This window comes from Winogradskyella sp. ABM4_392, assembly GCF_056160445.1.
Genome location: NZ_JBSWXE010000002.1, coordinates 457,789 through 472,044 on the forward strand (window position 1 = coordinate 457,789; position 14,256 = coordinate 472,044).

The following is a 14,256-nucleotide window of genomic DNA, read 5'->3' on the forward strand; positions in this document are numbered from 1 at the left end:
ATTTTGCTATTAATCGATTATTTCTTCAAATCAAATCTATCTGCGTTCATCACTTTAGTCCATGCTGCAATAAAATCGCTTACAAACTTTTCTTCTGCATCATCAGCAGCATAAACTTCACAAACCGCTCTTAATTCTGTATTAGAACCAAAAATTAAGTCTGCTCGTGTACCTGTAAATTTCACTTCACCTGTTCTACGATCTCTACCTTCAAAATGAGTTTCTTCATCAGAAGTAGCACTCCAAGTATAGGTCATATCTACAAGATTTTTAAAGAAATCATTAGTCAGATGACCAACATTATCAGTAAATACACCATGTTTTGAACTATCATAGTTAGCTCCAAGCACACGCATACCACCAACAAGAACAGTCATTTCTGGTATAGATAATGCCATTAAATTGGCTTTATCTATTAATAAATCTTCGGCTTTAACATCTAGGTTAGCATTCATATAATTCCTAAATCCATCACCAAGAGGCTTTAAATAATTGAATTGCTCAATATCAGTTTGCTCTTGTGTTGCATCACCTCTACCTTGAGCAAATGGCACTGAAACATTATGACCAGCTTTACTAGCAGCTTCTTCAATTGCAGCATTACCAGCTAATACAATTAAATCTGCCATAGAAACCGTACCACTAAATTCGTTCTGAATACCTTCAAGAACATTTAGAACTTTATTTAGTTCTTTAGGATTATTTACTTTCCAGCTTCTTTGAGGCTCTAGTCTTACTCGTGCACCATTTGCACCACCACGCTTGTCAGAGTCTCTATACGTTGATGCTGAAGCCCAAGCTGTTCTTACCAATTCTGGAATACTTAATCCAGATGCTAAAATCATTTTCTTTAATGACTCAATATCAGAATCACTTAATGTGTAATCTACTTTAGGTATTGGGTCTTGCCAAATTAGATCTTCTTTTGGTACCTCAGGACCCAAGTAACGGTCTTTTGGACCTAAATCTCTGTGTGTTAACTTATACCAAGCACGAGCAAAAGCGTCTTCAAAAGCTTTATGGTCTTCATGGAATCTTTTAGAAATCTTTAAATATTCTGGATCCATCTTTAAAGCAATATCAGCAGTAGTCATCATTAAGGCTTGCTTTTTAGAAGCATCACCTGCCATTGGTGCCATACGTGCTTTAGATTCTGCTGTTGGTGTCCATTGATGCGCACCTGCAGGACTCTTAGTTAACTCCCAATCGTAATTTAAAAGTACATCGAAATAATCAGCATCCCATTGTGTTGGATTTGGTGTCCAAGCTCCTTCTATTCCACTTGTTATTGTATCATCTAAAACACCACTTTTATAAGTATTTTTCCATCCCATACTCATTTCTGCCATTGGTGCACCATGAGGTTCTGCACCAACATATTGACCAGGATCTGCAGCACCATGTGCTTTTCCAAAAGTATGTCCACCTGCAACTAATGCTACAGTTTCTTCATCATTCATTGCCATACGTCCAAAAGTTTCTCTTACATCATGAGCTGAACCTATAGGATCTGGCTTACCGTCTGGACCTTCTGGGTTTACATATATCCAACCCATCATCACTGCTGCAAGAGGATCTTCTAAATCGCGCTCTGCATAATTGCTGCTATTACCATAACGGTCATCGTTTGCTCCCCATTCTGTTTCACTTCCCCAATATACATCTTGTTCTGGCTCCCAAATATCTTCTCTACCACCTGCAAAACCAAATGTTGGGAATCCCATTGACTCTAATGCTACATTACCTGCTAAAATCATTAAGTCTGCCCAAGAGATTTTGTTTCCGTATTTCTTTTTAATAGGCCACAACAACAATCTCGCTTTGTCTAAATTTCCATTATCTGGCCAGCTATTAATTGGCGCAAAGCGTTGGTTACCTGTACCTGCGCCTCCTCTTCCATCACCAACTCTGTATGTACCTGCACTATGCCAAGCCATTCTAATCATAAAACCTCCATAATGCCCATAATCTGCAGGCCACCAATCTTGTGAATCGGTCATTAATTTTGTTAAGTCTTGTTTTAATTCATCGTAATCAAGGCTGTTGAACGCCTTAGCATAATCAAAATCTTCACCAAGTGGATTAGATTTGGCAGCATGCTGTCTTAAAATATTCAATTTAAGTTCGTTTGGCCACCAATCTCTGTTTCTTACACCGCCTCCTCCGACAGTATTTTGTTTACCGCTTAAAAAAGGGCACTTGCTTGCGTCGCTTTCATTAAGCTCAAATGTGTCTGTGTTGTTATTGTCCATTTTTTTGGTTTTAAGATTAAATTTTTACTTCATAAAATTATGAAATTATGTAGTGCTGTTTAGTTAAAAATATATTATCTATTTATTTTTCAATAGCCATTATCTATGATGAGTTTATTTAGAATTATTTTAAACAATTGAAAAAACTAATCTTTTGTTTAATTTCTATGGCATTTTAATCAATTTTAAACCTAAAAAGATTAAACACAAGTGTTAAAGACTTGGAATGAAAAAGAATGATTATTAATTTTAGAAATAAAAGCGCTTATGTTAATGAAAAATGTAAATCTTGAAGAGAAGCTTAATCAACTCAAAAACAAAAGCTTTAAAGAAGAGGATATCTTAACTGCTGTAAAAGATATATTGAAGGAAGACAATGAAAAAGATAATACAATTCTTGAAACATTATCTGGACATAACACCACTACAAATAACAACTTTGATTTTAACTTATTAGAATCGGATAAAATTTATCACATAGATCAAATAAAAAAAATCTGTGTGACCTACAGATTACGGTTTTTAGATAGTCGGTTTTTTAAAGGTGAACTACCATATGAAGCTATTTCTAAGATTAAGCAGCTAGAGAAAAACCATAACATAACCCTAAGTGGTTTTAAAATTATGGCGCCATCTAAACTATTTAAGTTAGAGAATTATGACGATCCGTTATTATTTGCTCCTATTGGAAATGGCTACTATTACCTAATCCACAAATGGGGAAATGATTTAAGCCCATATAGGAAGCTATTAATGTGGCCTTTTAAGAATTTTGAAAACTTTGTGTTTTGTGTTTTTATTCTAAGCATGTTTTTAACGGGTTTAATACCTGATGGCACTTTTCATGGTGAAAAAACTGCGGCTAATGCTGGTGTCATCTTCTTGTTTATGTTTAAATGCATGGTTGCTGTAACACTTTATTACGGGTTTTTATCAGGAAAAAACTTCAGCTCAGCCATTTGGGATAGCAAATATTATAACAACTAATCTATTGTAAGGTTTTTAATTTTTTCGTAACTTATAGTAATATTAAAACCATGAGTTATGAACACATCTGAATACACCAAAATATACGACGGTAATTTTGTTTTAATTACCAGAATTAAAAGCGAATTAGAGAACAACGGTATTATTCCTATCATAAAAGATGAGGGCGAATCGCAACGTTTAGCTGGCTATGGCTCGCTTAACCAAGGTTTCCAAGAAATCTATGTTAATAATGACGAATTAGACAAAGCACTTGCCATAGTTGAACAAGTAAAAGCTGAGATGGAGGCTTAATACTAGTAGATGATTGCAAAGTCTTTAGAAAAAATTGCCTCTAGACACAATGCGAAATACGAGTTTAATGAGGAAACAATTAGTATGCTTGATGGTAGTTGCCATCCTAAAACTGTATACAAATTAGAACTTTTTTACAAAAATTGTATTGTTAACATAAATGTGAACACAGGTTATCATGAATTTGTTAGAGCCTCTTGCTTTTTTCCCAAGTTTATTAGACCTATAAAGTTTAAAATTTCTTCAGTAAGTCCCTTTGAAAATTTATTCTATTTTAAAAAAACTAGATTTAAGATTACTTGTGAGAATGAAACCTTTAAAACATTCTTAACTCAGGTAGTTCAATCGTCTTTTATTAGTAAGCAGAACAATAGAAATTTTACTCCTGAAACTTTTTTTGATAGAACAGATGGTGCAAATACAATAATTACTGAATATCACCTAGGGTTTGAAGATTGGATTACAACGATTGACCCATTAATTAACTTTTACAAAGCTATTATAGATTATTTCACTTCAGAAAATTTAGCAAATCAGAACCTTCAATATTAATCTTGTATTACGCTTCAATCGAATACATCTTCTCTCGCTGCTCTTTAATCTTCTTATCGCTCATATATTCATCAAATGTCATGTAGCGGTCTATAACTCCATTTGGTGTAAGCTCTATAATTCTGTTACCAACCGTTCGTGCAAATTCGTGATCGTGCGTGGTTAATAATACTGTGCCTTTAAAGTTTTTAAGCGCATTGTTAAATGCCGTAATACTCTCAAGATCTAAGTGGTTTGTTGGCTCATCTACCATAACAACGTTAGCTCTCATCATCATCATGCGGCTAAGCATACAACGTACTTTTTCACCACCAGATAATACATCTGCAGTTTTTAAGGCTTCTTCACCACTAAAAATCATTTTTCCAAGGAAACCTCTAATGTAAACTTCTTCACGCTCTTCTTCAGTTGTTGCCCATTGACGTAACCAATCAACTAAAGTTAATTTGTTATCAAAGTACTCACTATTATCTAGTGGTAAGTACGATTGCGTAGTTGTTACTCCCCAAGCATATTTACCAGCATCTGCTTTTTGCTTACCATTAATAATTTCATAAAACGCAGTAGAAGCTCTTGAGTCTTTAGAATAAATAACTACTTTATCTCCTTTTGTAAGATTAATGTCTATATCTTTAAATAACACTTCGCCATCTATACTTGCTGCTAAACCTTCAACATTTAAAATCTGATCACCAGCTTCACGCTCACGCTCAAAAATAATTGCAGGATAACGACGACTACTTGGTTTAATATCTGCGATGTTAAGCTTATCTATCATCTTCTTTCTACTCGTTGCTTGCTTAGATTTTGCAACATTCGCAGAGAAACGACGAATAAACTCCTCTAATTCTTTCTTCTTTTCTTCGGCCTTTTTGTTTTGTTGCGCACGTTGCTTTGCAGCTAACTGAGACGACTCGTACCAAAACGTGTAGTTACCAGAATAGTGGTTAATCTTTCCGAAGTCTATATCTGAGATATGTGTACAAACGGCATCTAAAAAGTGACGGTCGTGAGACACTACAATGACGCAATTATCGTAATTTGCTAAGAAATTCTCCAACCAAGAAATAGTTTCGTAATCCAAGTCGTTGGTAGGCTCATCCATAATGAGCACATCAGGATTTCCAAACAATGCTTGCGCTAGTAACACACGTACTTTTTGTTTGCCATCTAAGTCTCCCATTAACGAATAATGCAAATCTTCCTTAATACCTAAGTTAGACAACATTGCAGCAGCATCAGAGTCTGCATTCCAACCGTTCATTTCTTCAAACTCTACTTGTAGTTCTCCAATTTTCTCAGCGTTTTCATCTGTATAGTCTGCGTATAAGGCATCTATTTGAGACTTTAACTTGTATAAAGGTTTGTTACCCTTAAGAACGGTTTCTAATACTGTATCTTCATCATGCTTATTATGATTTTGCTCTAATACAGACATACGCTTGCCTGGCTCTAAATGCACATGACCAGATGTTGGATCCATTTTTCCTGCTAAAATCTTTAAAAATGTAGATTTTCCTGCACCATTAGCACCAATAATCCCATAACAATTTCCGTTGTTAAAGGTGGTGTTTACTTCATCAAAAAGGACACGTTTTCCAAATTGAACCGAAAGATTAGAAACTGATAACATAGCTTATAATTTTAGTCGTTTTACCTCTTAATTCTTAAAGGTGAATTTTGAGAGTGCAAAAGTAGAAAAATTAAGCGATTGAGCGAAATAAATGATCAGTATAACAAGATTTAACTAGGTATTAACAAGACTTCATGTTTTCATCACATATTTTTGTCTCAAACTATAGTAGAATCCCCATGCTAGCTAGATATATAGTACTTTTACTGTTATCCGTAAATTTTGGATGTAAAGTAAACACCAATAATGGTGACTATGCCTATGTTGGTGGTGAAATCATAAATCCCAAGAATAAAAGTATTGTTCTGTACAATACCAAAGGTAAAGTTGTTGATTCACTAACACTTGATAGCAATAACAGATTTATTTATAAAATTGAAGATGTAAATCCTGGTTTATACTCTTTTACACATGGTGGCGAATACCAATTAGTACTTTTAGAGCCAAATGACAGTGTAATGTTTAGGCTAAACACCTATGATTTTGATGAGTCTTTAGTATTTACAGGTGAAGGTGCCAGAAAAAACAACTACCTTATTGATACCTATCTAGCGAATGAACGTGAAGCTAAAAGATTAGTGAGATACGCCAAAATGGAGCCTGAAGAATTTAATGCTTTTGTTGAAGAAAGACGCAATAAAGAGCTTACTAAATTTCAGGAGTTTTTACAAAATAAAGAGGAATCTGAATTATTTAGATCTATTGTAGAAAGCAACATAAACTACAACGCTTACGCTGACAAAGAAATCTACCCGTTTGCTTACTTTGGAAACAACAAGCTTATACATATTAAAGACTTACCTGAAGATTTCTACACACACAGAAAATCTGTAGATTATAACGCTGCTCATCTCAGTCATTTGTATGCTTACAATCGTTTTTTATTTTCACATATAGACAACCTAGCTGCTCAGAATTATTACGAAAATCATAATTTTCATAGTGCTTTTGATAGACATGCGATAGATTACAATAAATCCAAATTAGATTTAATTGACAGCATCATTTCTGATGAAATAATTAAAAACAGTCTTCTAAAATATAAAACCAGAGATTATGTAAGTTATAATCATACTGAGGCTGAAGCTGATGAAATGCTAAATTACTATTTAGCTAAAGGGACTAATGAAGAAGATAAAGAAAGCATTAAAGAATTAGTTTGTTCTCTAAAACTTTTGAGACAAGGTAATCCAATACCTAATCTTGAGATAGTAAATTATAACAATACAGAGCACAATTTAAGCACAATCATAGATAAACCAACCATTATATACTTTTGGTCATCTAACTCTAAAATGCAGTATAGAAATAGCCATTACAAAGTAAAAAGCTTAAAAAATGAGTTCCCTCAGGTTAAATTCGTTTCTATTAACCTCAACTCGAATGATGACAAATCATGGAAAAGCATCATTAACAATTATGATTTCTCAACTGAGAATGAGTACAAGTTTAAAGATCCGATAAAAGCAAGAAAGATACTGGCTGTAAATTACCTTAATAAAGCCATTATCGTAAACGAGAACGGAATGATATTACATCCTAATGTGAATATCTTTAAATCCGATTTTTCGGAAATGCTTGGTAACATGTTACAAAAAAAGCACCTTATTGCTAAACAGTAAGGCGCTTTATATTTTAATGAAAGGAATTCTACTTAATTCCCTTTTTTATAATCCGCTAAGAATTTTTCTAAACCAATGTCAGTTAATGGATGCTTTAATAATCCAGTGATCGAACTTAAAGGTCCTGTCATTACATCTGCACCTAATTTTGCACAATCTATAACATGCATTGTATGACGTACAGATGCTGCTAATATTTCTGTATCAAAGGCATAGTTATCAAAAATATGACGAATTTCTGCAATAAGATTTAATCCATCAGTAGAAATATCATCTAAACGACCAATAAATGGCGAAACATAAGTAGCACCTGCTTTTGCTGCTAATAATGCTTGTCCTGGTGAGAATACTAAAGTTACGTTTGTTTTAATTCCTCTGTCAGAAAAATATTTACATGCTTTTACACCATCCTTAATCATAGGAAGTTTAATAACAATCTGGTCGTGTAACTCAGCCAAGGCTTCTCCCTCTCTAACCATACCTTCAAAATCTGTAGAGATAACTTCTGCTGAAACGTCTCCATCTACAATATTACAGATATCTACATAGTGTTTCATGATGTTATCTACACCAGTAATACCTTCTTTTGCCATTAGTGATGGATTAGTAGTTACACCATCTAAAATACCCATATCTTGAGCTTCTTTAATCTGGTCTAAATTGGCTGTGTCAATAAAAAATTTCATTTAAATAAATTTGATTTGTTGTGTTTTTAGTCGGCACGAATTTACAACTATTAGCAATGAAGACTTTAAATAAATCAATAAAATATATTAACAAATTACTAAGAATAAGGCTATGCTCTATTCTATTATGAGCGTATAGGTTTTTGATGTCCCATAATTACATAATACGTCTGGATTATCATCAAAATCATTTCTAAAAGGTCCTTCGACTTCAAGATAGATGGTAACTTCATAAACACCTGATTCTTCTGGTGTGCCTTCCAAACTGATGGTTCTATAATTTACAAAGTAATCCATTCCCAGAGGCAAACCAACAACATCAAAGTAATAATCGTAGTCATTATCTCTTGGTTCGTTATTAATTTCTGCATTGAGATCTACATAATAATAACTTTCTGTATCACCAATAGGAAATTGCTTATTAGGAAGTTCTGGTTCTTTAGGAAAAAGACATAATGGCTCATCGCAGCTAAACGCAAATGCCATAAACAGAAGGGTAATGAGTAGAGGTTTTTTCATAATAGCTAATTTGAAATAACAACCTCAAATAATGTACCAAAATGATTTACAGCTTATAATGATTCATAAGCAGTTTCTCATACATCTTATCTGGGAGAATTCGTTTAAGCACAATGGAAAACTTCTGCATAAATGCACCAACTTTGTAATGAATTTTAGGCGATTTAGTTTCAATAATTCTAAAAATTGCCTCTGCCATTTCTTTAGGATCGTTGCCTTCATCAACGTGCTCATCCATCATTTTTAGTGAATGTCCGTATTTTTCTTTGTAAGGTGATTGATCTAAAACTGGTGCATGATATCTACCAGCTGCAATATTGGTAGCAAAATCACCAGGAGCAACATTAGTCATTTCAATATTAAAATCTTTGAGCTCCATTCTAAAGGCTTCGGTTATAATTTCTAATGCACCTTTACTTGCACTGTAAATTCCTCTAAATGGTAATCCCATATAACCTGCAATTGAGGTTATGTTAATAATTAAGCCTGAGTTTTGAGCTCTCATAGCAGGCAGAGTAGCCTTTATAACATTGATAGGTCCAAAAAAATTAGTTTCAAAATTTCGTTTTATCTCTTCATCCGGAATTTCTTCAACAGGTCCTGTTATACCTGCACCAGCATTATTTATTAGAACATCAATTCTATTTTCTTGTTTTAAAACTTCAGCAATGCAAGACGAAATCGTTTCTGGAACAGTAACATCTAAAGCTACAATAGGAAACTTACTGTTTGGATAATTTTTTGGGTTTCTACTAGTACCATAAACCTTAAACCCTTTTTGCTGCAAAAACTCACCTACTGATTTACCTATTCCTGAAGATCCTCCTGTTATTAAAACAACTTTAGACATTTTATTGAGTTAGAAGTTGGAAGTTAAAAGTACAAAGTTTTAAATAGTTCTAAAACATTCAATACTTCATTTTAGCGCATAAAAAAAGGCAAGCTACCTACATCACACCGCTACGACCGCGTACCTTTGCTACGTTCCCGTCCTGGAGGATTAAGCAGGAGCTGGTTGTGTAGGACTTGCCCGGCTGCAAAGATACAACCTTTTAATACTTTAGCAATGATTTTTAAACTGAATTTTATTTAATACCTTTCCTGAAAATTCTAAGACATTCATGCAATTTCACAAATACCTCATTATCTTTTGCTTAAGCCTGGTTTTAATTAATTGTGGAGAAACCAATACTGCAAGCCAAACAGGATTATCTATTGATCTAAATACAAAATCTCTATTGTTAGGAGATACACTTAACCTTACTATTAATAATCCTAAAAAGCTAAACATCACAAATGTCAGCTACCAATTAGATGGCAAAACGATTAACAAAGACGCAGTGTTAGAGAATTTAACCTTAGGTGAAAAATCTCTAGTTGCTACAATTAAATATGATGATAAAACCGAAACCGTTAGTAAAACCATTACTATTTACAACAATAGTATTCCATCTATTTATACTTACGAAATTGTAAATACCTATCCTCATGACATCACGTCTTACACGCAAGGATTAGAATTTCATAATGGAGAATTGTACGAAAGCACAGGACAATACAAGGAGTCTAAACTTAGAAAAGTAAATTTCGAAACTGGTGAAGTTTTAAAAAATATTAACCTTGATGACAACTTTTTCGGTGAAGGTTTAACAATTTTAGACGAAAAACTATACCAACTTACATGGAGAGCAAAACGTGGATTTGTGTACGATGTAAACACATTTGAAAAACTAAAAACCTTTAAATACGGTACTAGTAAAGAAGGTTGGGGAATTTGTAACGATGGTAAACAACTGTATAAATCTGATGGTACAGAAAAAATCTGGATGCTTAATCCTGATAATTTGTCTGAGGGCAACAACATTGAAGTGTATACCGAAAAAGGAAAAATCCCAGCTTTAAATGAGCTTGAGTGGATTGATGGTAAAATATTTGCGAATATTTATCAAAAAAACGGTGTGGTAATTATTAATCCTAAAACAGGAGGTGTAGAAGGTGTTATCAACTTTAAGCCTCTTAGAAAATTAGTAACACAGCACAACGAGCTTGATGTTTTAAATGGCATTGCTTACCATCCTGAACGTAAAACCATTTTTGTTACAGGTAAAAACTGGGACAAACTTTTTGAAGTAAAAATTAAAAAGCAATAAGCATACTTTGCAAACTTTTGAAAAAACCATCATTGTTTCTAAAGACGACTTAGACCAGCTCAACCACGTTAACAATGTGCGCTATGTGCAATGGGTACAAGATATTGCGGAAGCGCATTGGTTAAAAAATGCGCCAAAAACCATTTTAGCCAACTACTTTTGGGTAATGCTAAGTCATAATATTCAGTATAAAGGTGAAGCATTATTAGGAGATAAATTAACTGTAAAAACCTTTGTTTCAAAAACAGAAGGCCTCACCTCTATTCGCCATGTAGAAATTACTAATAACACTAATGATAAGCTCATAGTTACATCTGAAACAAAGTGGTGTTTTATGAATACAGCTACCAAAAAGCCAACTAGAATCCCAACAGAAGTCGCTAAACTATTTGATTAACATTTCTTTAGGTTAAAGTTTTTTTAATCTTTAGTTTCGTTTAGCTGATAAAGTGTTTCTTTAAAGCACTAATCAATCAATAATGCGTTTTTCACTAATATTTTTATTCTTCTTATCTTTCTATTTCGACCTACCTGCACAAACCTTGTCAGGTAAAGTTTACGACACTAAATCGGTTGTAAAAGATATGAAAGTCATCAACAAGACCCAGAATATACTTACCATCACCAATAAGGACGGAGACTTTAGCATTGAAGCCAAAGTCAATGACACGATCTCTTTTCAATCTATTTTTTACCATCCTTTAGAAGTTGTACTAAAGCAATCTCATTTTGATGATATTAATGTTTTTGAAGTTGAAGAAATTGTTAGTGAGCTTGATGAAGTAGAAATTCAATCAGAACCAGAACAACCAGTTTTTGAAGAGGAAACCTATAACAGGGAACTTAATAACTTAATAAAAGAGGATCTAAAACGAAATCCGCATTTATATAGACCCGAAAACGCTCAATATGGTGGAAACATTTTGGGTATCATAAGTTTGGTAGTTAAACTATTCAAAAAGAAAAACAAAGAGAAAAACAAAAATAAGCCACCAACATATCCACCTTTAAAATATGAGCAAATCGATTCTCTATTTTCCAAAAGTTCATTTTTTAACAAAAGTCTAGTTACTGAAAACCTCAAGATACCAGAAGAAAAAGTCAAACTCTTCTACGATTTTTGTTCTGCCAAAGGAATAAGTTCTGAATTATTAAAAGACGAAAACAAAATGATGTTGTTAGAAGAATTGGTAGTTAACAGTCAATTATTTCTTATTCTACTTGAAGAATATGGTGAAGAAAAGGTGTCAAAAGACTAAATAGTGACATAGAATTCCTATAAATCATAATAAATCATAACTTCAAAAGTTATATTTTTAAGCCAAATTATATTTATCTCTTATGAAGCGATTGTTATCCTTCCTCATTTGTTTTATTGTTTTACTATTCTGGAGTTCTTGCCGTAAAGACTTTGAATTTTCACCAAGCACAGGCAACTTAGAATTTGAACGTGACACGGTTTACCTAGATACAGTATTTACAAATATTGGCTCTAGCACTTACAATCTAAAAGTATACAACAGAAGTGACGATGATGTTGTAATACCTACCATTCAGTTAGAAAATGGAGTCAATTCATTTTATAGAATGAATGTTGATGGTACCACAGGTTTAGAAGGTGCTCAGCAAGGAAAATTCTTTGAAAATGTAGAGCTTTTAGCCAATGATAGTCTATTCATTTTTATTGAAACAACCATTGACATTTCAACGCTCTCAACTTTAGAAAATCAATTTTTATACACCGATAAAATACTGTTCGATTCTGGAAGCAATCAGCAAGACGTAGACCTCGTAACATTGGTAAAAGATGCTGTGTTTATCTATGCCAACAGAGATGAAGACACTGGTATTATTGAAACATTAACCTTTGATGTTGATGGTGATGGCACACCAGACGAAACCACACTACAAGGACGCTATTTAGAAAACGACGAACTCACCTTTACCAACGAAAAGCCTTATGTAATTTATGGTTATGCTGGTGTTGGTGCAGGGCAAACCCTAACGATGGAACCTGGTGCTCGTGTACATTTTCATGCCGATTCTGGTATTATTGTTACCGAAGGAGGAACACTAAATATAAGTGGAGATTTAAGTACAGACCAGGAGGTATTAGAGAATGAAGTTATCCTTGAAGGTGATAGACTAGAGCCACTCTATGAAGATGTACCAGGACAATGGGGAACTATCTGGTTATTCAATGGTAGTGAGAACAACACCATTAATTATGCGACTATTAAAAACGCAACCATTGGTGTATTATCCGAATTTGGGCAAAGTGACACTAATGACAAATTAACCATTACTAATAGCCAAATATATAATTCTAGTGCTTTTGGTTTGTTAGGACGTGCAACGTCTATTACTGCTGAAAATGTAGTGATAAACAATTCAGGTCAATCCTCTTTTGCCGGTACTTTGGGCGGAAAATATAATTTCACACACTGTACCATTGCTAATTATTGGAATAGTAGTTTTAGACAGTTCCCTTCTCTACTCCTCAATGATTTTGTAACGGATGAAAACGGAACACCAGCATTTACAAACGAACTCGATGCGGAGTTTACGAATTGTATTATCTATGGAAATGATAACCCAGAACTACTGCTAGAAGATGCAGGAAGCATGTTTGAATTTAAATTCACCAATTGCCTTATTAGATTTGATAATGATAATTTAGAAGGCACAGGAAACTATATGTTTGGTGATACAACCCGTTACGAAGGTATTATCCGAAACGTAGATCCAGATTTCGAAGATCCTTTTGAAAACCTAATGCACATAGGTGAAGATTCAGGCGCTAACGGTCTTGCCTTACCACTTATGCCTGCTGGAACAGACTTGTTAAACACCAATAGAGATACTACAAATCCTGATGCTGGCGCTTATGAAAGCGTGGTTTTTGAGGATTAATCCATAATAAATTTATTTAAATGAAAAAACTACTTGTTGTTCTACTAATAGTATTAGTAAATCAAATCTCTTATTCACAAAATAAATACGAAAAAGAAATTAACGCAGAAATAGGTGTAGGATTAACTTCACCTTATGAAAGCACTAACGATATTGTTAGTACAGGATTCTTTATGCAAGGTGAGTATGTTGTGAAAATTAAATCATGGCTTGAACTAAGACCATACGCTGGATTAGTTACAACAAGTTCTAATGGAAAAGACATTGATAATAATCCAACCAATGAAAAAGCTGAAACTAAAGCTTTTTTGCTTGGTGGTAAAGCTAGGTTAAGAGCACCTATTCCTTGGGTTGCACCTTATCTTGAAGTAGGTATAGGAGGTTCTGTTGGTAAATTTGAAACTTTCACAGATTTTACTAATATTGAAAAAAGTGGATTTACTTATCACATTCCCATTGCATTTGGTCTAGAATTAGGTAAAAATAATGGTGTTGATATCGGTTTTAGATATTTTTTCCTTCCTTCTGCCGAACAATTTGCAGGAGCATTTGCCGTTGGTATTTCATTTCCTTTAAATTCTAAAAGTAAAAAGCCTCTCAATTAATGAAAGGCTTTTTTTATTTTCATGCTGAACTAGTTTCAGCATC

General features: G+C 33.6%; 14 protein-coding genes and 1 other RNA gene. 9 read left to right on the top strand and 6 right to left on the bottom strand.

What is annotated here, in order from left to right:
• Positions 1–17: 17 nt before the first annotated feature.
• Entirely contained in the window at positions 18–2,252 is a 2,235-nt protein-coding gene (gene katG, locus ACXAFS_RS08205; protein ID WP_475306321.1) for a catalase/peroxidase HPI, read from the bottom strand.
• A gap of 273 nt (positions 2,253–2,525) precedes the next feature.
• On the opposite strand from katG, the gene ACXAFS_RS08210 reads away from it, so the two are divergent.
• Genes ACXAFS_RS08210 through ACXAFS_RS08220 form a run of 3 tightly spaced genes read left to right on the top strand, consistent with a single transcriptional unit; the run spans position 2,526 to position 4,085 of the window.
• Entirely contained in the window at positions 2,526–3,239 is a 714-nt protein-coding gene (locus ACXAFS_RS08210; protein ID WP_475306322.1) for a hypothetical protein, read from the top strand.
• A 57-nt stretch (positions 3,240–3,296) separates the two neighbouring features.
• Positions 3,297–3,533, top strand: coding sequence for a putative signal transducing protein (locus tag ACXAFS_RS08215; protein ID WP_475306323.1), 237 nt, complete (start codon positions 3,297–3,299; stop codon positions 3,531–3,533).
• A gap of 9 nt (positions 3,534–3,542) precedes the next feature.
• Positions 3,543–4,085 carry a hypothetical protein gene (locus tag ACXAFS_RS08220; protein ID WP_475306324.1) on the top strand — a complete coding sequence of 181 codons (543 nt, stop codon included), beginning with the start codon at positions 3,543–3,545 and terminating at the stop codon, positions 4,083–4,085.
• Positions 4,086–4,092: 7 nt separating this feature from the next.
• Here ACXAFS_RS08220 and ACXAFS_RS08225 read toward each other — a convergent pair whose 3' ends face one another.
• Complete coding sequence (locus ACXAFS_RS08225) at positions 4,093–5,718, bottom strand: ABC-F family ATP-binding cassette domain-containing protein (protein ID WP_475306325.1); 1,626 nt, start codon at positions 5,716–5,718, stop codon at positions 4,093–4,095.
• 179 nt (positions 5,719–5,897) lie between these two features.
• On the opposite strand from ACXAFS_RS08225, the gene ACXAFS_RS08230 reads away from it, so the two are divergent.
• Positions 5,898–7,340 (top strand): TlpA family protein disulfide reductase, encoded by a 1,443-nt coding sequence (locus ACXAFS_RS08230; protein WP_475306326.1) that lies wholly within the window; start codon positions 5,898–5,900, stop codon positions 7,338–7,340.
• A gap of 32 nt (positions 7,341–7,372) precedes the next feature.
• Here ACXAFS_RS08230 and fsa read toward each other — a convergent pair whose 3' ends face one another.
• The 4 genes from fsa to ffs all read right to left on the bottom strand — a co-directional run bounded on the left by fsa (position 7,373) and on the right by ffs (position 9,577).
• Positions 7,373–8,026, bottom strand: coding sequence for a fructose-6-phosphate aldolase (gene fsa, locus ACXAFS_RS08235; protein WP_076616302.1), 654 nt, complete (start codon positions 8,024–8,026; stop codon positions 7,373–7,375).
• A gap of 117 nt (positions 8,027–8,143) precedes the next feature.
• Positions 8,144–8,545, bottom strand: coding sequence for a hypothetical protein (locus ACXAFS_RS08240; protein WP_475306327.1), 402 nt, complete (start codon positions 8,543–8,545; stop codon positions 8,144–8,146).
• 46 nt (positions 8,546–8,591) lie between these two features.
• Positions 8,592–9,395 (bottom strand): SDR family oxidoreductase, encoded by an 804-nt coding sequence (locus tag ACXAFS_RS08245; protein WP_475306328.1) that lies wholly within the window; start codon positions 9,393–9,395, stop codon positions 8,592–8,594.
• Between the two features lie 83 nt (positions 9,396–9,478).
• An RNA gene (gene ffs, locus ACXAFS_RS08250) (signal recognition particle sRNA small type) lies at positions 9,479–9,577 on the bottom strand.
• An 89-nt stretch (positions 9,578–9,666) separates the two neighbouring features.
• On the opposite strand from ffs, the gene ACXAFS_RS08255 reads away from it, so the two are divergent.
• From ACXAFS_RS08255 to ACXAFS_RS08275, 5 genes are all read left to right on the top strand, one after another.
• Positions 9,667–10,695: a glutaminyl-peptide cyclotransferase gene (locus tag ACXAFS_RS08255; RefSeq protein WP_475306329.1), complete on the top strand. Its 1,029-nt coding sequence runs from the start codon at positions 9,667–9,669 to the stop codon at positions 10,693–10,695.
• A gap of 7 nt (positions 10,696–10,702) precedes the next feature.
• Entirely contained in the window at positions 10,703–11,092 is a 390-nt protein-coding gene (locus ACXAFS_RS08260) for an acyl-CoA thioesterase (protein ID WP_475306330.1), read from the top strand.
• A gap of 82 nt (positions 11,093–11,174) precedes the next feature.
• Positions 11,175–11,954 carry a hypothetical protein gene (locus ACXAFS_RS08265; protein WP_475306331.1) on the top strand — a complete coding sequence of 260 codons (780 nt, stop codon included), beginning with the start codon at positions 11,175–11,177 and terminating at the stop codon, positions 11,952–11,954.
• 82 nt (positions 11,955–12,036) lie between these two features.
• Positions 12,037–13,608, top strand: a complete 1,572-nt coding sequence (locus tag ACXAFS_RS08270) for a right-handed parallel beta-helix repeat-containing protein (RefSeq protein ID WP_475306332.1) — start codon at positions 12,037–12,039, stop codon at positions 13,606–13,608.
• Positions 13,609–13,628: 20 nt separating this feature from the next.
• The gene (locus tag ACXAFS_RS08275; RefSeq protein WP_475306333.1) at positions 13,629–14,213 is read left to right on the top strand and encodes an outer membrane beta-barrel protein; all 585 of its coding nucleotides are present in this window, start codon (positions 13,629–13,631) and stop codon (positions 14,211–14,213) included.
• Positions 14,214–14,256: the final 43 nt, after the last annotated feature.

What these genes read in the sequence shown, in the direction of transcription:
- ACXAFS_RS08245 (WP_475306328.1), bottom strand. Translation starts at nt 9,395, where the DNA reads ATGTCTAAAGTTGTTTTAATAACAGGAGGATCTTCAGGAATAGGTAAA.
- katG (WP_475306321.1), bottom strand. Translation starts at nt 2,252, where the DNA reads ATGGACAATAACAACACAGACACATTTGAGCTTAATGAAAGCGACGCA.
- ACXAFS_RS08230 (WP_475306326.1), top strand. Translation starts at nt 5,898, where the DNA reads ATGCTAGCTAGATATATAGTACTTTTACTGTTATCCGTAAATTTTGGA.
- fsa (WP_076616302.1), bottom strand. Translation starts at nt 8,026, where the DNA reads ATGAAATTTTTTATTGACACAGCCAATTTAGACCAGATTAAAGAAGCT.
- ACXAFS_RS08240 (WP_475306327.1), bottom strand. Translation starts at nt 8,545, where the DNA reads ATGAAAAAACCTCTACTCATTACCCTTCTGTTTATGGCATTTGCGTTT.
- ACXAFS_RS08265 (WP_475306331.1), top strand. Translation starts at nt 11,175, where the DNA reads ATGCGTTTTTCACTAATATTTTTATTCTTCTTATCTTTCTATTTCGAC.
- ACXAFS_RS08220 (WP_475306324.1), top strand. Translation starts at nt 3,543, where the DNA reads ATGATTGCAAAGTCTTTAGAAAAAATTGCCTCTAGACACAATGCGAAA.
- ACXAFS_RS08225 (WP_475306325.1), bottom strand. Translation starts at nt 5,718, where the DNA reads ATGTTATCAGTTTCTAATCTTTCGGTTCAATTTGGAAAACGTGTCCTT.
- ACXAFS_RS08270 (WP_475306332.1), top strand. Translation starts at nt 12,037, where the DNA reads ATGAAGCGATTGTTATCCTTCCTCATTTGTTTTATTGTTTTACTATTC.
- ACXAFS_RS08275 (WP_475306333.1), top strand. Translation starts at nt 13,629, where the DNA reads ATGAAAAAACTACTTGTTGTTCTACTAATAGTATTAGTAAATCAAATC.
- ACXAFS_RS08215 (WP_475306323.1), top strand. Translation starts at nt 3,297, where the DNA reads ATGAACACATCTGAATACACCAAAATATACGACGGTAATTTTGTTTTA.
- ACXAFS_RS08210 (WP_475306322.1), top strand. Translation starts at nt 2,526, where the DNA reads ATGAAAAATGTAAATCTTGAAGAGAAGCTTAATCAACTCAAAAACAAA.
- ACXAFS_RS08255 (WP_475306329.1), top strand. Translation starts at nt 9,667, where the DNA reads ATGCAATTTCACAAATACCTCATTATCTTTTGCTTAAGCCTGGTTTTA.